The organism is Streptomyces spiralis, assembly GCF_014654675.1.
Classification (GTDB): domain Bacteria; phylum Actinomycetota; class Actinomycetes; order Streptomycetales; family Streptomycetaceae; genus Streptomyces; species Streptomyces spiralis.
In genome coordinates, this window is record NZ_BNBC01000010.1 from 61,984 (window position 1) to 88,062 (window position 26,079).

General features: G+C 70.2%; 21 protein-coding genes. 13 read left to right on the forward strand and 8 right to left on the reverse strand.

Going from position 1 to position 26,079, the window contains the following annotated elements; all coding sequences use genetic code 11:
• Positions 1-33: 33 nt before the first annotated feature.
• On the reverse strand, positions 34-315 hold the full coding sequence (locus IE318_RS13085; protein ID WP_189899877.1) for a hypothetical protein: 282 nt from the start codon (positions 313-315) through the stop codon (positions 34-36).
• A 638-nt stretch (positions 316-953) separates the two neighbouring features.
• Between IE318_RS13085 and IE318_RS13090 the strand changes: the two genes are divergently transcribed.
• Complete coding sequence (locus IE318_RS13090; protein WP_229903490.1) at positions 954-1,232, forward strand: YciI family protein; 279 nt, start codon at positions 954-956, stop codon at positions 1,230-1,232.
• Between the two features lie 81 nt (positions 1,233-1,313).
• Here IE318_RS13090 and IE318_RS13095 read toward each other — a convergent pair whose 3' ends face one another.
• On the reverse strand, positions 1,314-1,964 hold the full coding sequence (locus IE318_RS13095) for a DedA family protein (protein ID WP_189899882.1): 651 nt from the start codon (positions 1,962-1,964) through the stop codon (positions 1,314-1,316).
• A 193-nt stretch (positions 1,965-2,157) separates the two neighbouring features.
• Here IE318_RS13095 and IE318_RS13100 point away from each other — a divergent pair, with 193 nt between their 5' ends.
• Positions 2,158-3,168 (forward strand): LacI family DNA-binding transcriptional regulator, encoded by a 1,011-nt coding sequence (locus tag IE318_RS13100; RefSeq protein ID WP_229903491.1) that lies wholly within the window; start codon positions 2,158-2,160, stop codon positions 3,166-3,168.
• Positions 3,169-3,244: 76 nt separating this feature from the next.
• Here IE318_RS13100 and IE318_RS13105 read toward each other — a convergent pair whose 3' ends face one another.
• The 4 genes from IE318_RS13105 to IE318_RS13120 form a co-directional block, all read right to left on the reverse strand.
• Positions 3,245-4,114 (reverse strand): carbohydrate ABC transporter permease, encoded by an 870-nt coding sequence (locus IE318_RS13105; protein ID WP_189899884.1) that lies wholly within the window; start codon positions 4,112-4,114, stop codon positions 3,245-3,247.
• Positions 4,104-5,081 (reverse strand): carbohydrate ABC transporter permease, encoded by a 978-nt coding sequence (locus tag IE318_RS13110; protein ID WP_189899886.1) that lies wholly within the window; start codon positions 5,079-5,081, stop codon positions 4,104-4,106. The genes IE318_RS13105 and IE318_RS13110 overlap by 11 nt, the downstream gene beginning before the upstream one ends.
• Positions 5,078-6,487: an ABC transporter substrate-binding protein gene (locus IE318_RS13115; RefSeq protein ID WP_189899888.1), complete on the reverse strand. Its 1,410-nt coding sequence runs from the start codon at positions 6,485-6,487 to the stop codon at positions 5,078-5,080. Before IE318_RS13115 ends, IE318_RS13110 begins: the two co-directional genes overlap by 4 nt.
• A 131-nt stretch (positions 6,488-6,618) precedes the next feature.
• A complete protein-coding gene (locus IE318_RS13120; protein WP_229903492.1) occupies positions 6,619-7,665 on the reverse strand; it encodes a glycoside hydrolase family 172 protein in 1,047 nt (348 codons plus the stop codon).
• Positions 7,666-7,989: 324 nt separating this feature from the next.
• Here IE318_RS13120 and IE318_RS13125 point away from each other — a divergent pair, with 324 nt between their 5' ends.
• From IE318_RS13125 to IE318_RS13175, 11 genes are all read left to right on the forward strand, one after another.
• Positions 7,990-9,468, forward strand: coding sequence for an FGGY-family carbohydrate kinase (locus tag IE318_RS13125; RefSeq protein ID WP_189899893.1), 1,479 nt, complete (start codon positions 7,990-7,992; stop codon positions 9,466-9,468).
• 140 nt (positions 9,469-9,608) lie between these two features.
• On the forward strand, positions 9,609-11,249 hold the full coding sequence (locus IE318_RS13130) for a fucose isomerase (protein ID WP_189899895.1): 1,641 nt from the start codon (positions 9,609-9,611) through the stop codon (positions 11,247-11,249).
• Between the two features lie 197 nt (positions 11,250-11,446).
• A complete protein-coding gene (locus tag IE318_RS13135) occupies positions 11,447-12,556 on the forward strand; it encodes a DUF4185 domain-containing protein (RefSeq protein WP_189899897.1) in 1,110 nt (369 codons plus the stop codon).
• Between the two features lie 57 nt (positions 12,557-12,613).
• Positions 12,614-14,272, forward strand: a complete 1,659-nt coding sequence (locus IE318_RS13140) for a glycoside hydrolase family 183 protein (protein ID WP_189899899.1) — start codon at positions 12,614-12,616, stop codon at positions 14,270-14,272.
• A 334-nt stretch (positions 14,273-14,606) separates the two neighbouring features.
• Positions 14,607-15,809, forward strand: a complete 1,203-nt coding sequence (locus tag IE318_RS13145) for a cytochrome P450 (protein WP_189899901.1) — start codon at positions 14,607-14,609, stop codon at positions 15,807-15,809.
• Positions 15,806-16,027 (forward strand): ferredoxin, encoded by a 222-nt coding sequence (locus IE318_RS13150; protein ID WP_189899904.1) that lies wholly within the window; start codon positions 15,806-15,808, stop codon positions 16,025-16,027. Before IE318_RS13145 ends, IE318_RS13150 begins: the two co-directional genes overlap by 4 nt.
• Positions 16,028-16,348: 321 nt before the next feature.
• A complete protein-coding gene (gene kdpF / locus IE318_RS13155; protein ID WP_009326374.1) occupies positions 16,349-16,438 on the forward strand; it encodes a K(+)-transporting ATPase subunit F in 90 nt (29 codons plus the stop codon).
• An 8-nt stretch (positions 16,439-16,446) separates the two neighbouring features.
• A complete protein-coding gene (gene kdpA, locus IE318_RS13160) occupies positions 16,447-18,108 on the forward strand; it encodes a potassium-transporting ATPase subunit KdpA (RefSeq protein WP_189899906.1) in 1,662 nt (553 codons plus the stop codon).
• Entirely contained in the window at positions 18,108-20,252 is a 2,145-nt protein-coding gene (kdpB, locus tag IE318_RS13165) for a potassium-transporting ATPase subunit KdpB (protein WP_189899908.1), read from the forward strand. The genes kdpA and kdpB overlap by 1 nt, the downstream gene beginning before the upstream one ends.
• Positions 20,253-20,276: 24 nt before the next feature.
• On the forward strand, positions 20,277-20,909 hold the full coding sequence (locus IE318_RS13170; RefSeq protein ID WP_189899910.1) for a potassium-transporting ATPase subunit C: 633 nt from the start codon (positions 20,277-20,279) through the stop codon (positions 20,907-20,909).
• Between the two features lie 95 nt (positions 20,910-21,004).
• Positions 21,005-23,551 carry an ATP-binding protein gene (locus tag IE318_RS13175; protein ID WP_189899912.1) on the forward strand — a complete coding sequence of 849 codons (2,547 nt, stop codon included), beginning with the start codon at positions 21,005-21,007 and terminating at the stop codon, positions 23,549-23,551.
• A gap of 68 nt (positions 23,552-23,619) precedes the next feature.
• On the opposite strand, the gene IE318_RS13180 is transcribed toward IE318_RS13175, so the two are convergent.
• Positions 23,620-23,922: a DUF1264 domain-containing protein gene (locus IE318_RS13180; protein WP_229903493.1), complete on the reverse strand. Its 303-nt coding sequence runs from the start codon at positions 23,920-23,922 to the stop codon at positions 23,620-23,622.
• A 20-nt stretch (positions 23,923-23,942) separates the two neighbouring features.
• Positions 23,943-26,075: a glycoside hydrolase family 36 protein gene (locus IE318_RS13185; protein ID WP_189899914.1), complete on the reverse strand. Its 2,133-nt coding sequence runs from the start codon at positions 26,073-26,075 to the stop codon at positions 23,943-23,945.
• Positions 26,076-26,079: the final 4 nt, after the last annotated feature.

Below are 26,079 nucleotides of genomic sequence, written 5' to 3' on the forward strand. Positions count from 1 at the left end.
TGACTTCGCGAGCTGCTCTCCGCGTCGCGCGGATTACGACTGACCGACAACCTCGTTGATCTCCAAGGTGTGGCTGGCCACAAGACCTCCCGCATCGACGGCTGCCAGCCTGGCGAGTGCGGCGCGAGCGGCATCCTCTGATTCAAAGATCAGCACGGCAGTCCCGGTGTCACGCTCGTCCACGGCATGGAGGAACGTAGCGCTGACGAAGCCATCGAGGGCCCTGACGCCCGGGAGGACTTTGTCCTCCACAATCTTCCGGATGTCCTTCACGCGGCTCACGTCGAAGTGATCCCTGCCAATTACTGCGTACATCGTTTTCCTCTCCGTCCACCGTCCAGGGTCGTTGCACCACGGCAAGGTGGGAGACAAATGCGTTCTGGCCCTGGTGAAGGTGTTCCCCAAGGCGGGCATCCTCGGCGAGGACAAAGGTCTCGAGGTCGACCTGTGCCGGTGCTCGCAAGGCTCTCGCCGTTGCTGAGAAACGTGGCCCTGTCCGTGCTGGACGAGTACATCGCCCAGGCGCCGGGCGGACCTCGTGTCGAGCAATTTCAGCAGGCCAAGCGTCGCCGGACTGGTCTGCCCAACCACCGGTCGATCCGGTATGCGGACGAGTGGTGCCCGGCGGTATCGGGTACCCGAGTTTGCCCAGAGGTCCTGCGTCCCGACTGCCGACCGAGAGGCGACGGCGTCCATCAGCCCATGCTCGGCATCGCCGAGACAGGCCCCTTCCTCTGCATGCCGGGCAGGGTTCACCCCGCATGCCCGACCTGCTGCCTCGTGCCGGCGGCCGACATCGTCGGATTCGGCAGGCATCCACTTGATCAACCCGAGGATCCCCCACACCGTCCACCAGCGTGGCAGCGTCCCCCGTCAAACGACAGCGCGCCCGCGAAACACGCGTTGCGGACGCAGACCCAGGCGCAAAACAGGAGAGCGCAATGTGGTACCTCGTGGAACTCGAGTACATTCCCGATAAGTTCGCCCCCGTGCGTCCCGATCACCGCAACTACCTCGTCGGGCTCACACGGGAGGGAAAGCTGGGCTTCGCGGGCCGGTTCGACGACGACAGCGGCGGCGTTTTCCTGTACGGACCGGGCACGGAGCAGGAACTACAGACCTTGATGGACAATGATCCGTACATCCTCGAAGGCGTTGTGGCCCGACGAACGGTGCGCCCGTTCGTTCCCGGTGTTGCCTTCGGCCTGCTACCCGAGGACCACTACGAGTGACCCGAACCGGTTCGGGGAATTCCTCGTGGCGAAGACGTCACAGGGCGACGGCCCGCCGCAGCCACGACCGACGCTGTCCGCTCACTGTGAGGCCGAACGCGACTGTGCCCGCCGGCCGCGGCGCGCGCGGCGCGCCTCGGCCAGCAGGGGGAGCAGGGAGAGGACGACGACCAGGGCGACCAGCGGCAGCAGGTAGTCCTCGACATGGGGCACGGAGGAGCCGAGGGTGTATCCGGCCAGGACCAGGCTCTGGGACCAGAGCAGGCCGCCGACCACCTGCCACACGGTGAAGGTGCGCGTGGGCACGCCGAGGGCGCCGGCCGCCGGGTGCAGCACCGTGCGCAGCATCGGCACGAAACGGCCGATGACCAGGGCCTTTCCGTGGCCGTAGCGGGCCAGGAGCCGCTCCGCCCGTGCCGCCGCCTGTCGCAGTCGTCGGCTGGAGGAACGGGCCAGCAGCGCCCGCCCGCCGTGCCGCCCGATGAGGAACCCGACCTGCCCTCCCGCCACGGCGCCGACGGCGGCACACAGCAGGACCTGCCACAGCTGGAGCCGGGGCGCCTGCTGGGCGCTGCCCGCGCACAGCACACCGGCCGGGAACAGCAGTGTGTCGCCGGGCAGGAAGAAGCCGACCACCAGCAGACCCGACTCCGCGAAGATCACCACGAGCACCCCGAGGGCCCCGAAGGCGGCCAGTACCGAGGCGCTGTCCGTCGGATCGACGGCGATCACCTCCCTCGCCTCCCTGACGTCCGCCCCATCGCGTCCCGGCCCCTCTCGGCGCGGCCCGCCTCCCTCCAGCATCCCGTGGCGGCGGCACGGCCGCCTGTTTCAGGCCGGGCCCGCTCAATATGGGGGTGAAATCCTTTTCACCAGCAGGGTAGGGTGGGAAGCCGGACCCGGTGAAAGGATGCGGACACAGGTGGTGACGATCCATGACGTGGCGCGAGCCGCCGGAGTATCCCCGGCGACCGTCTCGCGTGTGTTCAACGGCGGCAGGGTCACACCGGAACGCGCCCAGTCCGTGCAACAGGCCGCCGCGGAACTCGGTTTCGCGCCCAACCGGCTGGCGCGAAGCCTGCGCAAGCAGCGCTCCAGTGTGATCGCCCTGATCATCCCGGACATCGAGAACCCGTTCTTCACCTCGCTCGCCCGCGGTGTCGAGGACGCCGCGCAGCGCACCAGTCTCTCGGTGGTGCTGTGCAACTCCGACGAGGACACCGACAAGGAGCGGCGCTACCTCGAGGTCGCGCTCGGTGAGCAGATGGCGGGTGTGATCGTGGCGGCGGCCTCTCAGGACGACACGGACCTGGGGCCGCTCATCGCCCGGGGCGTGCCCGTGGTCGCCGTCGACCGGCGGCCGCACGACGCCGAGGTGGACGCGGTCAGGGCCGACGACCAGCACGGCGGCGAGGTGGCCACCCGCCATCTGCTCCAGGCCGGCTACCGCAGGATCGCCTGTATCACCGGACCCGAGGGTGCCTCCACCTCCGAGGAGCGCCTGGCCGGCTACCGCGCGGCGCTGCACGCGGCCCGGAGCGAGGGAATCGCGGCCGACGACGCCTACGTACGGCACGCCGACTTCCGCGTCGAGGGCGGCCGGGCGGCGATGCGCGAGCTGCTGGCCCTGCCCGAGCCGCCCGACGCGGTGTTCGTCACCAACAACCTCATGACCATCGGCGCCCTCGACGCCCTGGCCGAGGCCGGCCGCACCCCGCCCGGCGTCGGCGTGCTCTCCTTCGGCGACGTCCCCTGGGCGTCGCTGGTGCGGCCGTCGCTGACGGCGGTGGAGCTGCCGTCGTACGAGCTCGGGCGCGCCGCCGCCGATCTGCTGCTGCAGCGCATGGAGGGCAGCGCGGCACCGCTGCAGACCGTGGTGCTGCGCACCAGGCTCCAGATCCGGGAGAGCACCGCCGGGCCGGTCGCCTCGGACTGACGGACCCGCGGGACGCCGAGAGGGGCGCCGCACCGGTCGGATGACCGGTGCGGCGCCCCTCTCGCGTGCCGTGCCGCTACTTCAGACCGGACGTCTTGATCGACTCCACGATCTGCCGCTGGAAGACGAAGAACAGCACCAGCATGGGCAGTGCGGCCACCGTGGCCGCGGCCAGGATGTAGTTCCAGTTCGAGGCGGCCTGGGTCGCGAACGAGGCGATGCCGAGCTGGATCACCGTGAGGCTCTGGTCGTTGGTGGAGACCAGCGGCCAGACGAAGGCGTTCCAGTTGGCGAGGAAGAAGAAGACCGCGAGGGCCGACAGGATCGGGCGGGACATCGGCAGCACGATGTTCCAGTAGACCCGCCGGTGGCCACAGCCGTCGACGATCGCCGCCTCCTCCAGCTCCTTGGGCAGGCCCAGGTAGAACTGGCGCAGCAGGAAGATGCCGAACGCGTTGAAGATCGCCGGGATGATCAGGCCGGCGTAGCTGTTGAGCAGGTGCAGCTCACGAGCCACGACGAACAGCGGGATCAGCACCACCGGCGGGGTGACCAGAAGCGTCGAGAAGATCAACCCGAAGATCTTCTCACGGCCCGGGAAGCGCAGCCGGGCCAGCGCGTAAGCGGCCATCGAGTGGAAGAACAGCGACACGACCGTGATCACCGCGGACACGAAGAAGCTGTTCCACAGGAAGCGCGCGAACGGCACCTGGGTGAAGACGTCGACGAAGTTCTGGAAGGTGAAGTCCTTCGGTATGAGCCGGCCGTCGGTGACCGTGCTCCGTGTCTTGAACGCGGAGTCGACCATCCACAGCACCGGGAACACGCTCACCAGGGACACCACGATGGCCAGCACCGTCAGCCAGATGCGGCTGGTCCTGCCGATACTCCCGGAGTTTCCGGCGCCTCGCACCTTCACTCCGCCCGTCGCCACGTCACTCGCCATCGTCGAACCTCCCGCCCTTCGTCACCTTGAAGATCACCCCGGCGAAGACGACCATGATCAACACCAGGAAGGTGCCCATGGCCGACGCGTATCCGTACTCCCCGAAGGTGAAGGCCTGCTGGTAGATGTAGAAGATCGCCAGCGAGGTGCCGTTGGCCGGGCCGCCCTTGGTCAGCACGAAGAGCAGGTCGAGACCACCGGTGATGGCCGCGACCGTCGACATCAGCAGCACGAAGAAGCTGGTCGGCCGGAGGAGCGGCCAGGTGATCGAGCGGAACGACCGCCAGGCGCTCGCGCCGTCGATCCGGGCGGCCTCGTAGTACTCCTGCGGGATCTCCTGGAGCCCGGCCAGAAAGATGATCATGTAGTAGCCCATCATCACCCACGTCATCACGGCGATGACCGAGGCGAGCGCCAGACCCGGGGACCCCAGCCAGGACGCGCCGCCGAAGCCGGCCGCCCGCATGGCCTTGTTCACCACCCCGACCTGGTCGTCGAGCATGAACTTCCAGAGCACGCCCACCACCACGAGGCTGATCACGTACGGCAGGAACAGCGCGGTGCGGTAGGCGCCCACGCCGGGCAGCTTCTGCTTGACCAGCAGCCCGAGGGCGAGGCTCAGGCAGAACAGCACGGGCACCAGGACCACCACATAGATTCCGGTGATCTTCATGGACTGCCAGAACAGCGGGTCGTGGAACATCCGGTCGTAGTTGCCGAGCCCGACCCACTGGTAGCTGCCGAAGCCGCTGACCTGGAACAGGCTCAGCACGACGGAGAGCACCATCGGGATGGCGACGAACACCAGCAGGCCGAGGGCGTCCGGGGCGAGGAACAGGCCGGCCGCCACCCACTCGCGGTGCCGGCGGCTGAGCCGCGGATGTGCGGAAGCGGGTGCCTGGGCCGTGGGCCCGCCCGTGGTGCGGGGCTTCGCCCCGGCCGTGTCGTGTGCGGTCACGCTGCTCATACCAGACTCGCCCCCTGGTAGCTCTTGGTGTAGGCCTTCATCGACTCGGCGGCCCGCTGGGTCTCGGCGGCCACGTCCGCGCCGGTGAGCATGGTCGACTGGATGGCGTCGGAGATCGCCTTGTAGACGACCGGGGGATAGCGCGGCTCGGCACGGCCCCCGGGGAAGACCTCATCCTTGAACTTCTTCATGATCGTCGAGTCGTAGCCGCCCTTGGCCGCGCCGCGCTCCAGCGCGGTGGTGCGGGGCGCCACGTCCGACTTGGCGCGGATGCACCAGTCCACCATCCGGTCGATGGCGTCGTCCTTCATCGAGCCGATCGCCCAGGCGCAGAACTCGGCCGCGGCGTCGCTGTTGCCGCTCTGCGCGTTGGCACAGAACGACCAGCCGCCCAGCGTGGTGACGTACTTGCCGCCGTCCGGGGCCGGCAGCTTGAAGACGCCGTAACGGTACTCGGGGGCGAACGCCTTGAAGCTGGCGACGTTCCAGATGCCCGTCTGCCACATCGCGACGTTGTCGCCCTTGAAACCGCCGATCACGTCGCCGGCCGCGGGAAGGGTGCGCGGGGCGATGCCGTGGCGCACGGCGTCCTGCCAGAAGGACAGCGCCTGGCGGGTGGCCTTCGAGTCGAAGGAGACGTTGCCGTGCGCGTCCAGGACGTCGCCGCCGCCCTGCCACATCCACGGGTACCAGGTGAAGTTCTGGTAGTAGCCCGGGTTGGTCTCGAAGACGAGGCCGGCCCTCGTCCTGGTGCGCAGCTTGTCGCCCAGACCGAGCATCTGGTCCCAGGTGGTGGGGATGTCGCCCTCCGACAGCCCCGCCTTCTCCCAGGTGTCGATCGAGTAGAACATCGCCAGCGGCTCGATCTCCATCGGCAGGGCGTACACCTTGCCGTCGACCATCCGGCTGGTCAGCGCCGTCCCGTAGTCCTCCACGACCCCGTGGTCCAGGTGCGGCGTGAGGTCGGCCAGCACGCCGCCGTTGTAGTACCGCAGGAAGTCGCCGGGGCTGAGCAGGAAGATGTCCGGGCCCGACCCGGTGGCGAACGCGGTGGGGAGTTTGGCGCCGTTGGTGTAGTCGCCGACGGGTATGTACACCAGTTCGATCTTGGGTGAGTGGGTGGAGTTCCACAGGTCGATCAAGTCGGTGAACCACTTCGCCTGGGCCCGGATCGCCGGATCCGGCGAGTTCTGCGGCGCGTAGAAGTTCCAGAACTTCATGGTGGCGCCCTTGGCCTGGGCCGTGCCGCAGCCGGTGAGCAGGGCCGGGGCGGCGAAGGCCGCCCCGGCGCCGGCGAGACCGGTGAGGAAGCGGCGGCGGGAGGCGTGCGGGGCCGGGCGGTCGGTTCGAACCGCCGTCTGGGCGGTCGGGGCCGCGGGCTCGGCTTCTTTGCCGTGCTGGAGCATGCGTGCGCTCCTGTCGAGGTGTGATGGGCCTTGGGGACGGGCGGATCCTGGGGGGCGGGCCCGGGGGCGGATCCTGGGAACCGGCCCCGCGGGCGGGGCCGGTCGCCCGGAAGCGACTCGCCGTACGGCGGTCAGTCGACTTCCAGTGTGAGCAGGTCCGGCGTGGCCGGACGGGACGCGGAGGACGGGGCGTCCAGGTAGAACAGCGAGGTGGAGGCGATGTCGTCGCTGGTGTGGCGGTAGCGGTGCGGCAGGCCGTTGCCCTGGCCGGGGCCGATGCCGAGGCTCTGCACGGTGACGCGGAGGTCCTCGGAGAAGCGGATCGGGTCCAGGACGTGCCAGCGGTACATCCCGAACCGCTGCTGGCTGCGGTACAGCCCGTCCGGGCGCAGGATCTGGTTCAGGCCCAGGTAGGGGGTGGTGTAGGCGGTGTAGCCCTGGCCGGGGACGTCGAAGTTCCAGGCGCCGCCGAAGTAGTCCTCGGTGCCGGTGCCGCAGATCGTCGGGAACTCGTCGTCGCCGTCGAGGTAGAACTTCAGCTCGCCCTCGCCCCACCAGCCCGGGCTGTTGACGCCCCAGGCCAGGTAGGTGCCGACGTAGCTGCCGGCGCCGGTGACGCCGTCGAGGAGGGTGTGCACCTCGCCGAAGGGTACCGGGTGGCTGCGGCGCCACTGGGCGTGGAAGTAGGAGGCGTCGTCGCCGACCTCGTCCAGCTCGTAGTCCACCTGGTAGTAGAGCGTGACCTTCTCGGCGGTCAGGTTCTCCAGGGTGATGCGAGCAGCGCGACGGAACGGCATCGGCCAGTAGGCGTTGAAGCCGCCGTTGGGGTTGGCCGCGACCGGCACGGACGAGACCTGGCTGAAGGTGTTCCAGCCGTTGCAGAAGAAGTCGCCCAGCGGCACCTCGACGGCCGGGTCCTCCTCGCCCTCCCAGTACATCCGCAGCAGGGTGCCGCGCCACGCCGTGTGCGGGTCGGTGGTGCACCACAGGTGGCGGATGGTGCCGGGGCCCTCGATGTCCGCGAGCACCGCCGTCTCACCGGCGGCGATGTCGATGCTGGGGGAGATCTTCCAGCCCGGCCCCAGCCGGCTCGCCGCCACCGCACCGGTGCCCTCCGTGGCGCGGCCGCCGCCGGACTTGGCCCCGGTGAAGTTCTCGGCGCTGATGGAACGGCTCACGGCACGCGTCCTGCGCGAGATGCCGTCGAGTCCAAAGGTCGTCATCGTGTCTTGCCCTCATGGTGGAGTACGGGGGCGCGCGCCGCGGGCCGGCTGGGGCACCGTGGGGCGCGGAAGGAGCGAGGCGGCACCGACACCGCGGTGGAACACCTCTGAAATCCATTTCACCGAAACGTAGAGGGGGTCCCCAGGGGTGTCAAGAGGTGAGACTCCCGGGCGTTTCGGGGCGCGGACCTTGTCTAGGCCAAGGCCTCTCACCTGGCGAAACCGCGCCTGCCGTGCGGACCCTTGACCCTGAAATCGATTTCTGCGATGGTCCTGGACATGCCTCGCAACGCAGTCATCGGCGTGGACATCGGCACGTCGAGCAGCAAGGGCGTCCTCGTCGGCCTCGACGGCGCCCTGATCCGCTCGGCCGTACGGGAGCACAGACCCGCACGGCCGGGACCCGGCCACTTCGAAATGGACGCCTCCGTGTGGTGGCGCGAGTTCACCGAGCTCGCCCGCGAGCTGACCGGCCCCGGCGACACCACCGTGGTCGCCGTCGGCGTCAGCGGCATGGGACCCTGCGTCCTGCTGACCGACGAGAACGACACCCCGCTGCGCCCCGCGATCCTCTACGGCGTGGACACCCGCTCGGTCCGCCAGATCGAACGGATCGAGGAGCGGCTCGGCGCCGGGGAGATCATCCGGCGCTCGGGCTCGGCTCTGAGCACCCAGGCCGCCGGGCCGAAGATCGCCTGGATCGCCGAGGAGGAGCCCGAGCTCTACGCCCGGGCCCGCCGCCTCTACATGCCCAGCTCCTGGCTGGTCCGGCAGCTCACCGGCGCCTACGTCCTCGACCACCACTCGGCCAGCCAGTGCACCCCGCTCTACGACACGCACGCCTGCGAGTGGTACGCCCCCTGGGCCGCCGAGGTGGCCCCCGGCATCGAGCTGCCGCCGCTCGCCTGGTCCGGCGAGGCGGCCGGCACCGTCACTGCCGAGGCCGCCCGGGAGACCGGCCTGCCCGCCGGCATCCCCGTCACCACCGGCACCATCGACGCCTGGGCCGAGGCACTGAGCGTGGCTGCGCAGAACACCGGCGATCTGATGCTGATGTACGGCACCACCATGTTCCTCGTGCACACCGTCCCCAAGCCGCTCACCAGCCCGTCCCTGTGGGGCACGGTCGGCGCCCTGCCCGGCACCCGCAACCTGGCGGGCGGCATGGCCACCTCCGGAGCCGTCACCAACTGGCTGCGCGACCTGTTCGACGGCGCCGACCACACCGAGCTCACCCGGCTGGCCGCCGAGTCCGGCCCCGGCGCGGGCGGCCTGCTGATGCTGCCGTACTTCTCCGGCGAGCGCACTCCGGTCATGGACCCGCACGCCCGCGGGGTCATCGCCGGGCTGACCCTCTCCCACACCCGCGGCGACCTGTACCGGGCCGCCCTGGAGGCGACCGGGTTCGGCGTGCGCCACAACGTCGAGGTCATCGAGGAGGCCGGCGGCGACATCCGCCGTGTGGTCGCCGTCGGCGGCGGCACCCAGGGCTCCCTGTGGACACAGATCGTCTCCGACATCACCGGCCGCCCGCAGGAACTGCGCACCATCACGATCGGCGCGAGCTACGGCGGTGCGCTGCTGGCCGCCCAGCTCGTCGGGGACGCCTCCGTCGACGACTGGAACCCGGTGCGCGAGACGGTGACGCCACGCGCCGAGAACACCGCGCGCTACGACGCGCTGTACGCCCTCTACCGGCGGCTGTACCCGGACACCGCGGACGCCGTCCACACGCTGGCGGCGCTCCAGGAGCGCTGACGGCGGCCCCGGCCCACGCAGACACAGACATGTGCCCGTGCACGTCACGGGCGCGACACACCCGCAGCAGCCCTCACGACCGGCCAGGACGCGCGGCCGGCCGTGCCTCTGCGCACACCCGAACCCCCAACGGAGACCGCATGACCACGTACGCCCTGCCCGAGCTCAACCGGCGGCCGGCCACCGAGCCGCACACCGTCTACACCGTGGCCAGCGGCGACCTGCGCCCCGCCGCCAACGTCACCTGCTGGCCCACCCAGGAGAAGCTGGAGAACGACCTGGCCGCGGCCCTGACCGACCTCGGCTGGAAGGTGCGCCGCGGTCACGCGGTCGACGAGGTCAAGGGCCACGGCTTCATCGACAGCCAGCGCGCCGGCATCGAGGTCTTCAAGACCCTGCCCAAGGACGCCCCGCTGATCGTCGTCGAGGCCGTCTGGCAGTACAGCCACCACGTCCTCGCGGGCCTGCGCAGCCACGAGGGCCCGATCCTGGTCGTGGCCAACTGGAGCGGGGAGTTCCCGGGCCTGGTCGGCCTGCTGAACCTCGCCGGCAGCCTCACCAAGGCCGGGCGCGACTACTCCGTCCTGTGGAGCACCGACTTCACCGACGACTGGGCGCGCGACGGACTGCGCACCTGGCTGGAGACCGGCACCCTCACCCACGACACCAGCCACGTCCGGCCCCTGCCGCCCCTGTCCGAGGACGCCGAGACCGAGCTCGGCGTGGCCCTCGCCCGCCAGCTGCGCGAGGAGAAGGCGATCATCGGCGTCTTCGACGAGGGCTGCATGGGCATGTACAACGCCATCATCGACGACGAGTTCCTCAACCCGCTCGGCATCTACAAGGAGCGCCTGTCGCAGAGCGCCCTGGTCGCCGAGATGAAGAAGGTCTCCGACGAGGAGGCCCAGGCGGTCCGCGCCTGGCTCGACGACGCCGGCATGACCTTCCACACCGGCACCGACGAGGCCACCGAACTCACCGACGCGCAGCTGCTCAGCCAGTTCAAGATGTACATCGCCGCGCTGCGCATCTCCGACGACTTCGGGCTCGACGCGGTCGGCATCCAGTACCAGCAGGGCCTGAAGGACACCGTCCCGGCGAGCGACCTCGCCGAGGGCCTGCTCAACAACGTCCAGCGCCCGCCGGTGCTCAGCCGCGACGGCTCCCGCGAGCTCTACGCGGGCGCGCCGCTGCCGCACTTCAACGAGGTGGACGAAGGCGTCGCCGTCGACTCCCTCGTCACCAACCGCCTGTGGACCGCGATGGGTCTGGACCCGGCCACCACGCTGCACGACATCCGCTGGGGCGAGGAGTACGACGGCCGGTTCGTCTGGGTCTTCGAGATCTCCGGCTCGGTGCCCGCCTCCCACAACGGCGGCTACGACAAGTCGTACAGCATGCGCCAGCCCCCGATGTTCTTCCCGCTCGGCGGCGGCACCCTCAGCGGTGTCTCCAAGCCCGGCGAGATCGTCTGGTCGCGGGTGTTCCTGATGGACGGCCGGCTGCACGTCGACCTCGGCCGCGCGAGCGCCGTCGAGCTGCCGGAGGAGGAGACGCAGCGCCGCCTCGACGCCACCAACCACCAGTGGCCGATCATGCACGCGGTCCTGCACGGCGTCACCCGCGACCAGTTCATGGCCCGCCACCGCGCCAACCACCTCAACGTCGCCTACGCCCCCGACGCGGCCACCGCCGACAAGGCGCTGCGCGCCAAGGCGGCGCTCTTCGCCGAGCTGGGTGTCGAGGTGCACCTGTGCGGGGACGTGGCGCCGCAGTCGTAGGGACCCACGGCCCCCGGCGCCGCGGTCGTAGCGGCCCACGGCGGCGGGGGCGAGCGGGCGGGCACCCGTTCGCCCCCGCCGCCCGCAGAACTCCCGGTGTCCGGTCCGCGTCCCGCGCGCGGGCCGGACACCGGGCACCAGCACGTGAACCACTGACCGAGCGCACCAGGAACCCCCACGACTCCGAGGAGCTTCGCATGACAGGTTCACAACACTCGGGGGTGCCACACCCGGGCTCCGGCCCTTCGGCAGCGCCCCTCGGCCCGGCCCGGCGCACGGTCCTCGCCGCGGGCCTCGGCGTGGCCGCGACCGGGATCACCGCCGGCCGGGCCGCGGCGAGCACCGCCGCCATCACCGGTACCAAGATCCGCAACCTCACCGGCCCGGCCGAGACGGGAGCCTTCGCCGCACCCTGGACCGACCTCGGCATCCCCGCCCGCTGCCCCGACGGCACCATGCTGTTCGTCTGCGGCGACACCTTCGACGGAGCCGGGGTGGGCGACCGGGACTGGCGGGCCCCGGTGGGCCTGCGCGCACGCCACCCCGACGTCGACCACCTGGTCATCGACGACAGCGTGGGCGGCGCGCACGCCGTCGGCCTGGTCCCGGAGGGCCACGAGAACAACACCACCGCCATCCCGTCGGACGTCTTCACGATCGGCGGCACGATGTACATGCATCTGATGCGGGGCGTGCTCTACCAGACCCATCACTCCGACTTCTGGCGCTCGACGGACAACGGCGAGACCTGGCAGTACCTGTGCCAGTGGCCCGGCGACCAGTACGGCGGCCAGTTCCAGCAGAAGACGTACGCGGTCGCGGACGACGGCTACTGCTACGTCCTGTCGACCGTGTTCAACCGGGACGTCGCCTCCGACCTCCTGCTGCACCGCGTCCGCCAGGACCAGGTCGGCAACCCGGCGGCGTACCAGCCGTGGGGCTACGCGAACGGCGCCTGGGCCTGGGGCAACTACCCCACCACCATCACCGGCCGCCGCCGCTGGGGCGAGATCTGCTTCCGGGCGATGGGCGGCAAGTACGCCCTGACCTGGCTGAACATGGAACCTCTGTCGATGCGCGCCCAGATCTTCGCGCTCCCGACGAGCAATCTGTTCACCACCCCGGAGCAGACCATCATCGTCCCGACCACTCCGGGCAACGAGTCGGGCAACGCGGTCGCCAGCCCGTACGGCGGTTTCATCGTCCCCGGGTCCACCTTCGGCGACTTCAACATCACCGTGAGCCAGTGGTACGACGCCCAGAACTACCGGGTCATGCAGTACCGGATCAACGGCCTGGCCGTCTGAGCACGTTCCCCCGGGCACGTTCCTCAGTGCTCGGACCGACCCGCGAGGAGCACGTCTGTGCGCAAACTCAGAGCCCTGATCACCCTGGCGGCCGCGCTGGCCGCCCTGGGGACGCTGACCACCCCCGCCGTCCACGCCGACACCACCGCACTCGCCAACGCCCCCGAGAGCACCTACTTCTCCACCGTGAGCGTCGACCCGGGCGCCACCGTCGGCGCCCCCGCGATCGGCGACAACAAGGAGCACGGCGACCTGTGGCCGTCGTGCTGGTCCGACGACGACGACGTGTACGCCGCCTACGGCGACGGCGTGGGCTACGGCAACACCTGGAACGACATCGGCGTGGCCCGGATCAGCGGCATGCCCGGCAACCTGACGGGCACTCAGCGCGCGGCCGGCGACCAGATCGGCCGGATCTGGGGCGACCCCAGCCAGTACTACCGCAAGCCCACCGGCATGGTCTGCGTCAACGGCGCGCTCTACCTGGCCGTCCAGGACCTCAAGCAGGGCACCCTGGACAACGCGCCCAGCGCGACGATCGTCAAGTCCACCGACAAGGGCGCGACGTGGACGTCGGACAAGACCAAGCCGATGTTCTCCGACCAGAAGTTCACCACGGTCATGTTCCTGGACTACGGCAAGGACAACGCGGGCAGCCCGGACGGCTACGTCTACGCCTACGGCCTGGACTACAACTGGCGCGACACCTTCGACCCCGACCCGGACCCCGCCGACCTCTACCTGGCCCGGGTGCCCGCCACCTCCGTCCAGGACCGGTCCGCATGGCGGTTCTACGCCGGTGACAGCGCGGGCACCCCGCAGTGGACGTCGGACATCGACCAGCGGGTCTCCGTCCTCCACGACGACCACCGCATCTACCAGAACGTCGGAACCGCGGGCCGCGCCAGGGACCTGAGCGTGATCAGTCAGGGCGGTGTCGTCTACGACAAGCCGCTGAACCGCTACATCTACACCTCCTGGACGGAGTACACCTACGAGTTCTACGAGGCGCCCACCCCGTGGGGCCCGTGGAAGCACTTCACGCCGAAGGACTTCGGCGGCTACCCGTGGACGCACACCAAGCACGGCGGCTACGCCACCACCATCCCGTCGAAGTACATCAGCGCGGACGGCAAGTCGATGTGGCTCCAGTCCAACGTCTGCCCCTGCGGGGGCGGTTACCCGGCCGGCGACTTCTGGGCGTACACCTTCTCGCTGCGCAGGATGTCCCTCACCCCGTCGGTCCCCACCACCCCGGACAACGGGCCGGACGCCGCCCGCAACCTCGCCCGCGAACCCGGCACCGTACCGATCGAACGCGCCACGCACTTCGGCACCGCGATCTACAACGACGGCAACAAGGCGCAGAACGAGGACGACTGGAACGACGAGCGCAAGCCGACCAGTTGGTGGGGCTACACCTGGCCGCGTACCTACCGCCTCGACCAGGTGGCCTACACGACCGGCACGATGTTCGGCGACGGCGGCTGGTTCAGCAGCGCCCCCGGGATCCAGGTGCGCCGCGACGGCGTCTGGACCGATGTCACCGGCCTGCGCGTGACACCGTCCTACCCCACGTCCTCGGCCGCCGGCACGAACAGGACGTACGTCTTCGACTTCGACACCACGACCGGTGACGGCGTACGTGTCATCGGCGGCAGCGGCGGCACCCAGACCTTCACCTCGATCGCCGAACTGGAGGCCTACTACCGCTGAAGCCTGCCACGGGGACACGGCTTCGATCGCGGCCGGGAACCCCGCCGTCGCACCACTGCCCGAACCCGCGAGGGTACGGCAGTCAGGACCGGTGCGAGGCGGGTTCCCGGCCGCGACCGCTGTCGCGGGGTGGGTACCAGCCCGTTGCCCGGTGCGCCGGCATTGCCTTCGTCATTTTTCATTGCAACGCATCGTTGCGTTCAAATCACGGTCATTGCATCAATTTGGCGCCGTTTAGCTGGGGATTCGTGGGTAGAGCGATTGACACGGTTGTGAACGCAACGTAGCTTTCCGGAAGCGTCAAACACGTCATATCGCGAGACGAGGAATGGCCATGAGTGAGTCCCTCCACACCGTCACGACGCTGCCGACCGCGCGTCGGACCGGCTGCCCCTTCGACCCGCCGGCAGAGCTGCTCGACGCCCGCGGGCACGGCCCCATCAGCCGCTACACCCATCCCGGCGGCAGACCCGGATGGCTGATCACCGGATACGACCTGGTCAGGTCGGTCCTGGCCGACCCGCGGTTCAGCTCGCGCAAGGAACTGCTGAACGTGGGCGACTTCGAGGTGCCTCCGGCGCCGCCCGGCGAGTTCCTCCTCATGGATGAGCCGCAGCACGGACGCTATCGCAAGCCGCTGGTGGGCAAGTTCACGGTACGGCGGATGCGGCTCCTCACCGAACGCATCGAGCAGATCACCGCGGACTGCCTGGACGCCATGGAGATGGCCGGGCCGCCGGTGGACCTGGTGACCGCGTTCGCCAAGCCCATCCCCACCATGGTGATCTGCGAGATCCTCGGGGTGCCCTACGAGGACCGGGGCTCCTTCCAGCAGCAGATCGACACGTTCATGGGCGGGGAGGTGAGCGACGAGGAGCTGATCGCGGCCTACACCGCGACCCAGGAGTACCTCGCGCGACTGGTGGCCGCCAAGCGCGCCAACCCCACCGACGACGTGCTCAGCGAACTCACCGACAGCGATCTGACCGACGAGGAGCTCAAGGGCATCAGCCTGATCCTGCTGGCCGCCGGATTCGACACCACCGCGAACATGCTGTCCCTCGGCACCTTCGCGCTGCTGCGGAACCCGGAGCAACTGGCCGCGCTGCGCGCCGACCCCGCGCTCACCGACAGGGCCGTCGAGGAGCTGCTGCGGTATCTGAGCGTCGCCAAGACATTCATGCGGACGGCCCTCGAGGACGTCGAGATCGGCGGCCGGACCATCGAGGCCGGCACCACGGTCGTCCTGTCGTACAACACCGCCAACCGCGACCCCGAGCGCTTCACCGACCCCCATGTGCTCGACCTCCACCGGCAGGACGCGGCCGGGCACCTGGCCTTCAGCCACGGCATCCACCAGTGCCTGGGGCAGCAGCTGGCCCGCGTCGAGATGCGGGTCGCGTTCCGCGCACTGGTCGACCGCTTCCCCACGCTGCGCCTGGCCGTACCGGCCGAAGAGGTCGTCCTGCGCCCGGAGAGCGCGGACATCTACGGGGTCAAGAGCCTGCCGGTCGCCTGGGACAAGGGGGAGTCATGACGACGACGCGCCTGCACGTCGACCGGGAGCGCTGCATCGGCGCCGGGATGTGCGCCCTGACCGCCCCCGAGGTCTTCGACCAGGATCCCGACGACGGCCTTGTGCTCCTGTTGCACGCCGAGCCGCCCAGCGCCCATCGCGCGGCCGCACGGATGGCCGCCGGCGTCTGCCCCTCCGGGGCGATCACCCTCCACGAGCCGGAACCCGGCGGCTCCTGACACCGCGGCGACCACACCCGCACCACATCCGGGCCGAGAACCCCGCACCGCGCGCCGGTGCGGGGTTCTCGCGCGTCCGGCGTGTCCGGGGCGGCCGGCACCCGTCGGGCGAAGACGTAAGGGACCCGTCAAAGCCGTCGGCGCCGCCGTAAGAGGCCCGTCAACGGCGATCAGAACCGGCCAGAGAGGAGCTTTCCTCTTACACGTCCGTTTCCACCGAACCTCATTCCAGGAGTTCGCGATGGCCGATCTGGCCTTCGTCGTCACCGTGCTCGCCGGTTTCGCGCTGGTGGCTCTCGTCGCCCGGGGGGTGACGAAGCTGTGACCGCCGAGAACGTCGTCGGCCTGGTCGTGGCCGTCGCCCTGCTGGGCTATCTCGTCCTCGCCCTGATCTTCCCGGAGAGGTTCTGAGCGCAGACATGAGTCCCGTCCTCGCGGGCGTGCTCCAGTTGCTCGCCCTGATCGGCGCGCTGGCACTCGTCCACATTCCGCTCGGCACCTACATGGCCCGGGTCTACTCCTCGAAGAAGCACCTGCGGGTGGAGAAGTGGATCTACAAGGCCATCGGCGCCGACCCCGATGCGGAGATGACCTGGCCCGCGTACCTGCGCGGTGTCCTCGCCTTCTCGGTCGTGGGCGTCCTCTTCCTCTACCTGCTCCAGCGGCTCCAGGGCATCCTGCCCGGCTCGATGGGCTTCTCCTCGGTGAACCCGGCGCAGTCGTTCAATACGGCCGTCTCCTTCGTGACGAACACCAACTGGCAGTCGTACTACGGCGAGCAGACCATGGGTCACGTCGTGCAGACCGCCGGGCTGGCCGTGCAGAACTTCGTCTCGGCGTCCGTGGGCATCGCCGTCGCCGTCGCGCTCGTGCGGGGCTTCGCGCGTTCGCGCACCGGTGAGCTGGGCAACTTCTGGTCCGACCTGGTGCGCGGCACCCTCAGGATCCTGGTGCCGATCGCCGCCGTCGCCGCGGTGATCCTGGTCGCGTGCGGCGCGATCCAGAACTTCTCCGGCATCCACGAGGTCGGGCAGTTCATGGGCGGCTCGCAGCAGTGGAACGGCGGCGCGGTCGCCTCCCAGGAGGCCATCAAGGAGCTGGGCACCAACGGCGGCGGCTACTTCAACGCCAACTCCGCCCACCCCTTCGAGAACCCCACCCCCCTCACCAACATCCTCGAGATCTTCCTGATCCTGGTGATCCCGTTCTCGCTGACCCGTACCTTCGGCGTGATGGTCGGCTCGGTGAAGCAGGGCTACGCGATCCTCGCCACCATGTTCACCATCTGGCTGGCCTTCGTCTCGCTGATGATGTGGACGGAGTTCGCCCACCACGGCCCGGCGTTCCAGGCTGCGGGCGGGGCGATGGAGGGCAAGGAGGTCCGCTTCGGGGTCGGCGGCTCCTCCATCTTCGCCGTGTCGACGACGTTGACGTCGACGGGCGCGGTGGACTCCTTCCACTCCTCCTTCACCGGCCTGGGCGGCGGGATCACACTGCTCGGCATGATGCTGGGAGAGATCGCGCCCGGCGGTGTCGGCTCGGGCCTGTACGGCATGCTGATCATGGCGGTCATCGCGGTGTTCCTCGCGGGCCTGATGGTCGGCCGTACGCCCGAGTACCTGGGCAAGAAGATCGGCGCCCGGGAGATGAAGCTCGCCGCCGCCTACATCCTGATCACCCCGGCGCTGGCACTGGTCTTCACCGCCGCCTCCATGGCGCTGCCGACCCCGCCGCACTCGATGCTGAACTCCGGCGCGCACGGGTTCTCCGAGGTGCTGTACGCCTTCACCTCGGCGTCGAACAACAACGGTTCGGCCTTCGCCGGTCTGAACGCGAACACCGACTGGTTCAACACCATGACCGGACTGGCGATGCTGCTCGGCCGTTTCCTGCCCATGGTGTTCGTCCTCGCGCTGGCCGGTTCGCTGGCCGGGCAGAGGCCGGTGCCGGTGAGCGCGGGCACGCTGCGCACCGAGAAGCCGCTGTTCACCGGCCTGCTGGTGGGCGCGATCCTGATCATCACCGGTCTGACCTACTTCCCGGCGCTGGCGCTGGGCCCGCTCGCCGAGGGGCTGGCCTGATGACCACCGACATCCAGAAACACGAGACACAGAAGCACGAGGACGCGATGTCCACTCCCACCCTTGCGCCCCACCAGGACGCACCGACGGGTCACACGGCTCCCGAGGGCCGGGTCGGTGCGGGCCTCTTCGATCCGAAGCAGCTCGTCAGGTCGCTGCCGGACGCCTTCCGCAAGCTCGACCCGCGGGTGATGGTCAAGTCGCCCGTGATGTTCGTGGTGTGGATCGGCTCGGTGCTGACCACGGTGTTCTCCCTCAAGGACCCGGGCGACTGGTTCGGCTGGACGATCAGCGCCTGGCTGTGGCTGACCGTGGTCTTCGCCAACCTGGCGGAGGCGGTCGCCGAGGGCCGCGGCAAGGCCCAGGCGGACACCCTGCGCAAGGCGAAGACCGACACCGTCGCCCGCCGGCTGCTCGCGGGCGGCACGTCCGAGGAGCGGGTGCCGGGCACCGAGCTGACCGTCGGAGACCTGGTGGTCTGCGAGGCCGGTGACGTCATCCCCGGTGACGGCGACGTCGTCGAGGGCGTCGCGAGCGTCGACGAGTCGGCGATCACCGGCGAGTCCGCCCCGGTCATCCGCGAGTCCGGCGGCGACCGCTCCGCCGTGACCGGCGGCACGAAGGTGCTCTCCGACCGGATCGTCATCAAGATCACGACAAGGCCCGGTGAGACGTTCATCGACCGGATGATCAGCCTGGTCGAGGGCGCGGCCCGCCAGAAGACGCCGAACGAGATCGCGCTGAACATCCTGCTGGCGTCCCTGACGATCGTCTTCCTGCTGGCCTGCGCCACGCTGCCGCCGTTCGCGAACTACGCGGGCACGCACCTGACGATGGTCGTACTGGTGGCCCTGCTGGTCTGCCTGATCCCGACCACCATCGGCGCGCTGCTCTCCGCGATCGGCATCGCCGGCATGGACCGGCTGGTCCAGCGCAACGTACTGGCCATGTCGGGACGTGCGGTGGAGGCCGCCGGCGACGTCTCCACCCTGCTGCTGGACAAGACCGGCACCATCACCCTCGGCAACCGGCAGGCCGCCGAGTTCGTGCCGGTGCGCGGCGCCACCGAGGCCGAGGTGGCCGACGCCGCCCAGCTGTCCTCGCTCGCGGACGAGACCCCCGAGGGCCGTTCCGTCGTCGTCCTGGCCAAGGACCGGTACGGGCTGCGCGAGCGGTACCAGGGCGAACTGGTCGGCGCCGAATGGATCGCCTTCACCGCCCAGACCCGCATGTCGGGCGTGGACGTCGACGGCAGGAAGATCCGCAAGGGCGCCGCGGGTTCGGTCATCGCCTGGGTCGAGGAGCAGGGCGGCAGGATCGCCGAGGACGCGGACCGGATCGCCGGCCGCATCTCGGAAGCGGGCGGCACGCCGTTGCTGGTGGCCGTCCAGGACGGCAGGGGTGCCCGGATCCTGGGTGTCGTCCATCTGAAGGACGTCGTCAAGCAGGGTATGCGGGAGCGGTTCGATGAGCTGCGCCGCATGGGCATCAAGACCGTCATGATCACCGGTGACAACCCGCTCACCGCGAAGGCGATCGCCGAGGAGGCGGGCGTCGACGACTTCCTCGCCGAGGCCACCCCCGAGGACAAGATGGCCCTGATCAAGCGGGAGCAGGCGGGCGGCAAGCTGGTCGCGATGACCGGTGACGGCACCAACGACGCACCGGCCCTCGCGCAGGCGGACGTCGGCGTGGCGATGAACACCGGTACGTCGGCCGCCAAGGAGGCCGGCAACATGGTCGACCTCGACTCCAACCCGACCAAGCTCATCGAGATCGTGGAGATCGGGAAGCAACTCCTCATCACCCGGGGTGCGTTGACGACCTTCTCCATAGCCAACGACGTGGCGAAGTACTTCGCGATCATCCCGGCGCTGTTCGCGGCGGTCTACCCGGGCCTGGACAAGCTGAACATCATGCACCTGTCCTCGCCCGACTCCGCGATCCTGTCGGCCGTCGTCTTCAACGCGCTGATCATCGTCGCGCTGGTGCCGCTGTCCCTGAAGGGCGTCCGCTACCGGCCGATGAGCGCGGACAGGATGCTGCGCCGCAACCTGGGGATCTACGGCCTCGGCGGGCTGATCGCCCCCTTCCTCGGCATCAAGCTCATCGACCTGCTCATCTCCCTCGTCCCCGGGCTGTAACCACTCGAAAGCGTGCTGATAGCCATGAACAACTCCGTGACGAACACCGCCCGGCTGCTCGGGGCGGGCCTACGAGCCCTGCTCGTGCTGACCCTGGTGACCGGCGTCGTCTACCCGCTGGTCGTCACCGGCATCGCCCAGGGTCTCTTCCCCGGCAGGGCGAACGGCTCCGAGGTCAAGGCGGACGGCAGGGTCGTCGGCTCGTCCCTGATCGGGCAACAGGGCTACGGATCCGAGTACTTCCAGCCCCGCCCGGCGAACGGCCTCGGCGCGAACAGCCTCAACACGCATTACAGGCTGATCCTTTCCGGCGCCACCAACCTGGCCGGCGACAGCGAGAAGCTCGTGCAGTCGGTCGACGAGGCGAAGGCCAAGATCGTCAAGGACAACTCGGTGCCCGGCTACACGGTCAGGCCCTCGGACGTCCCCGCGGACGCGGTGACCTCCTCCGGCTCCGGCCTGGACCCGGACATCTCCCCGCAGTACGCCGACCTCCAGGTGCACAGGGTCGCCGCGAGGAACGGCCTGTCCGTCACGCGGGTCGAGAAGCTGGTCGACGACCACACCACGGGTCGCACACTCGGCTTCATCGGGGAGCCCCGGGTCAACGTCCTCGAACTCAACATCGCGCTCAAGGACCTCACGGCCGACAAGTGACCCGGGCCGGCTCGGTCGCAGACTGGAAACCCATCCCTCCCATCCCCGCTGTCCGATCACCGAGCCCGGCATGGGCCACCGCTTCGAGGAACGACATGACACGCGGCAAGCTCCGGATCTACCTCGGCGCGGCACCCGGCGTCGGCAAGACGTACGCGATGCTGTCCGAGGCGCACCGCCGTGTGGAGCGCGGCACCGACTGCGTGGTCGCCTTCGTCGAACACCACCACCGGCCGCGCACCGAGGTGATGCTGCACGGCCTGGAGCAGGTGCCGCGCAAGGAGATCGGGTACCGGGGAGGCACGTTCACCGAGATGGACGTGGACGCGGTGCTCGCCCGGCGCCCGCAGGTGGCCCTGGTGGACGAGCTCGCCCACACCAACATCCCCGGCTCGCGCCACGCCAGGCGCTGGCAGGACGTCGAGGAGCTGCTCGCGGCCGGGATCGACGTGGTCTCGACCGTCAACATCCAGCACCTGGAGTCGCTGGGCGACGTGGTGGAGTCGATCACCGGGATACGGCAGCAGGAGACCGTTCCCGACGAGGTGGTACGGCGCGCCGACCAGATCGAGCTGGTCGACATGTCACCGGAGGCGCTGCGCCGCCGCATGGCGCACGGCAACATCTACCAGCCCGACAAGGTCGACGCGGCCCTGTCCAACTACTTCCGCCCCGGCAACCTCACCGCCCTGCGGGAGCTGGCGCTGCTGTGGGTGGCGGACCGGGTCGACGCGTATCTGAACCGGTACCGCAGCGAGCACCGGGTCTCGGCCATCTGGGGCTCGCGCGAGCGGATCGTCGTCGGCCTGACCGGCGGCCCCGAGGGCCGCACCCTGATCCGCCGGGCCGCGCGCCTGGCCGAGAAGGGCGCGGGCGGCGAGGTCCTCGCCGTCTACATCTCCCGCAGCGACGGACTGACCGCCGCCTCCCCGAAGGAACTGGCCGTCCAGCGCACCCTGGTGGAGGACCTGGGCGGCACCTTCCATCACGTCGTCGGCGACGACATTCCGGCCGCCCTGCTGGACTTCGCCCGAGGCGTGAACGCCACCCAGATCGTGCTGGGCGTCTCCCGCCGCAGCAGCTGGCAGTACGTCCTCGGACCGGGCGTGGGGGCGACCGTGGCGCGGGAGTCGGGTCCCGACCTCGACGTGCACCTCATCACGCACGCCGAGGCGGGCAAGGGCCGCGGACTGCCGGTGGCGCGCCGGGCCCGCCTCGGGCGGTCCCGGGTCGTCTCGGGCTGGCTGGCCGGCGTGCTCGGCCCCGTCCTGCTCACCTGGCTGCTGACCGGCGCCGCCCCGGACGTCGGCCTCGCCAACGACATGCTGCTGTTCCTCACCCTGACGGTGGCGGCGGCCCTGCTGGGCGGCCTGTTCCCGGCGCTGGCCTCCGCGGTGGTGGGCTCTGTCCTGCTCAACTGGTACTTCACGCCGCCCGTCCACACCCTGACGATCGCCGACCCGGTGAACATCGTGGCGATAGCTATCTTCGTCTCGGTCGCGGCGTCGGTCGCCTCGGTGGTGGGCCTCGCGTCCCGGCGCACCCACCAGGCCGCCCGGCTGCGCGCCGAGTCGGAGATCCTCTCCTTCCTGGCCGGGAACGTCCTGCGCGGCGAGACCACGCTGGAGGCGCTCCTCGACCGGGTCCGGGAGACCTTCGGCATGGAGTCGGCCGCACTGCTGGAGCGGACCGGCGAGACGGCTCCCTGGACCTGCGCCGGCAGTGTGGGACCGCGCCCCGCCGGGATGCCGGAGGAGGCGGACGTCGACGTACCGGTCGGGGACCACATGGCCCTGTCCCTGCGGGGCCGGGTGCTGCCCGCCGCCGACCGGCGGGTGCTGGCCGCGTTCGCCGCGCAGGCCGCCGTCGTCCTGGACCGCCAGCGCCTGCGCCGCGAGGCCGACCGGGCCAAGCAGCTTGCGGAGGGCAACCGCATACGGACCGCGCTGCTCGCCGCCGTCAGCCACGACCTGCGCACCCCGCTCGCCGGTATCAAGGCGGCCGTGTCGTCGCTGCGCTCCGACGACGTCGAGTGGTCCGAACAGGACCGGGCCGAGCTGCTGGAGGCCATCGAGGAGGGCGCCGACCGCCTGGACCACCTGGTCGGCAACCTCCTGGACATGTCCCGGCTCCAGACCGGCACGGTGACCCCCATCATCCGCGAGACCGACCTGGACGAGGTCGTGCCCATGGCGCTCGGCGGGGTGCCCGAGGACAGCGTGGACCTGGACATCCCCGAGACGCTGCCCATGGTGCACGTCGACCGGGGCCTGCTGGAGCGGGCGGTCGCCAACGTCGTCGAGAACGCCGTCAAGCACAGCCCGCCCGGGCAGAAGGTCCTGGTCTCCGCGAGCGCCCTCGCCGACCGCGTCGAGCTGCGGGTCGTCGACCGCGGCCCCGGCGTCCCGGACGAGGCCAAGGACCACATCTTCGAACCCTTCCAGCGGCACGGCGACTCGCCGAGAGGCGTCGGTGTCGGCCTCGGCCTGGCGGTCGCCCGGGGCTTCACCGAGGCCGTCGGCGGCACCCTGCACGCCGAGGACACGCCGGGCGGCGGACTCACCATGGTGCTCGCCGTGCCGACGGCCCCACAGCGCACACGCCCGGACCGCCCGGTACTGCCGGCGCCGGCCACACCCTGAGGCCTGTTCGGCGGTGCGCGGGCTTCCACGAACGGAGGCGGCGTGAGCGGGGGCGGAGGGAGCGGCGGTCAGCGCTTGAAGTCCATCTCCTCGACGCGTGTCTGCACCGTCCGGCCGCTTTCCCACGCGTTGGCGCCCGGCGCCACCTCCGGCATGGGAATGTCCGCCCGGTTCTGCCGCTTGCGGGACGTCGAGACGCCGAGCCTGTCGTCCCGGGCGCGGATCATCTCGTCCACGGCCTGCCCGTCCCCGGTGAGGCCCATCATCAGCTGCGGAATCCCGTACGGGAAGTCCTCGCGGTCGTACTGCCACGTGTGGAACGTCTTCCCATAGGTGGTCACGAGGTGCCCGGAGCAGGCGGGTTCGGCCATGTCGGGGACACCGGGTGCCGCTACGTCAGCCGGACGAGCAGGCCGGCCGGTTCCGGTGCCAGAGCCACTGCCAGTTCGGACCGGTCGGCATGCCAGATCGCGGTCGCGTCGGGCCATGACGTGTGCAGGATCTCGGCGCACACCGCGCGGTCCGCCAGGTGCGGCACGGGCAGTGTCCGGTCCTTGGTGCCACCCCGGCGCCACACCGACACATACGTCGCCTCCTCCGCGCGCATGCCCAGCGCCACCCACTCGTCGTCCCAGCCCGGCAGCCCGAGCGGCCAGAACGGAACGGCATGCGGCAGATCGTGGCGCAGCGACTTGTACGTGTCCAACGCCCCCTTCACCAGGGCGAGTTGTTCCGACGACATGTGGTTCAGATAGCCGGACAGATGGATCCGGCCCAGCAGCGCACCCCCGAGCGCGAACGCGATCTCCCCGTCCGTGAACTCGGGCTGCGGATACGCCCACACCGCGCCCTGCTCGGGCGGTACCGCGGTGGGCGCAGCGGCCGCGATCGGCGGGTAGCGGACGGGTTGCATCTGGTCGCTGGTGGACTGGAGCTGGGTGACGGCGAGCGAGGCGCCGTCCATGCGCATGCCGCCGGAGGCGCAGTTCTCGATCACCAGGCCGGGGTGGCGGTCGAGGAGGGACGACAGCCAGTCCAGCCAGGCGCGGGAGTGGCCGAGCAGGGGGCCGCCGGGGGAGACGGTGATGTTGTAGTCCAGTTTGAGGTATCCCACGCCCCACTCGCCGACGATCCGGTCGACCGCCGTGTCGAGGTGGGCGCGGGCGGCCGGGTGGCGCAGGTCCAGCTGGTGGCGGCCGTGCTCGGTGACGCGGATGCCGTCCTGGCGTACGAAGGCCTCGTTGGGCAGGGACCGGGCGACCGGGCTGCGCACGCCCACCACCTCCGGCTCCAGCCACAGTCCTGGCACCATGCCGCGGTCCCGGATGTGGTCGAGCACGGCCTTGATGCCGCCCCCCGGGAAGCGCCGCTCAGAGGGGAGCCACTCGCCGACGCTGTCCCACCAGCCCTGCGCGTCGTCGTACCAGCCCGAATCGATGCAGAAGTACTCGGCGCCGACCGAGGCCGCCGCGTCGATCAGCGGCAGCAGCTTCTCCGTCGTCGGGTCGCCCATCAGCGTGTTCATGTAGTCGTTGAAGACGACGGGCAGGGTGGTGTGGTCGGGGTGCGGCCGGCGGACGGCACGGCGGTACGCGGTGAGCGCGGCCAGCGCGTCCTCGAAGGAGGAGCCGAGGGCGAGCGCCGCCGGTTCGGTCGTGAACTCCGCCCCCGGGTCCAGGCGTTCACGCCACTGGTGCTCGGCGTCCGTAGGTCCGCCGAGCGCCACGTACGTGCCGCCCCCGTACTCGCCCGTGTCCCAGCGCCAGGCCGCAGCCGACTCGATCTGCCACAGCCAGGTGCGGCCGTCCGTGCGGTCGGAGAGCGCTCCCATCGCCAGATGACCGTCGGTGGGCCAGCTGCCCCGGCTGCTCAGCGCAAGACAGGCGCGGCTGTCGTGTTCGTGGAACTCCCGGCCGACGTCGGCGACATGGGCGCGCAGCGGCTCGGTGAACCAGCGGCACTCGGCCAGCCAGTCGTTGCGGGCGCGGTGCACGTCCAGGACGTCGGGGGAGGGCAGCGCGCCGATCAGCAGGCTGGAGACGGACCGCAGGACGAGTGGCTCGGTTCCCTCGTTGCGCAGCCGGACCTCGGAGCGTACGACCGGGATGCCGTCCGGCGAGGAGAACACCACCTCTGCCGCCAGTCCGGTCGTCCCGTCGGCGAGGTCGATGTGCAGCCGGTGCCAGACGCCGTCCCGCTCGCAGCGGTGGGCGCGGTGCCGCAGCCGCCCGCCGAGCGCGGATTCGATGAACCGCGGGCCCGACCAGCCGGCGCTGTACCCCAGCGCGGTGATCTCCACCAGGGGCGGTGCCGACTCGGCGCCGACGGGCGGCAGGGCGGCCGCGCCGGGCCTCGTGAGGCGGGTGATCCTCAGCGCCCCGTCGGAGCCGGTGGCGAACTCGGCCTCGAGTCCCGCGTGGCCCCAGGTGAACTTCTCCTGGACGCCAGTGGCAGGGCTGGTGGGTTCTTCACCGGTCAACGTGGACCCTCCTGAGTTCTTCGTGTCCGCCGCTGCCGACGGCATGCGT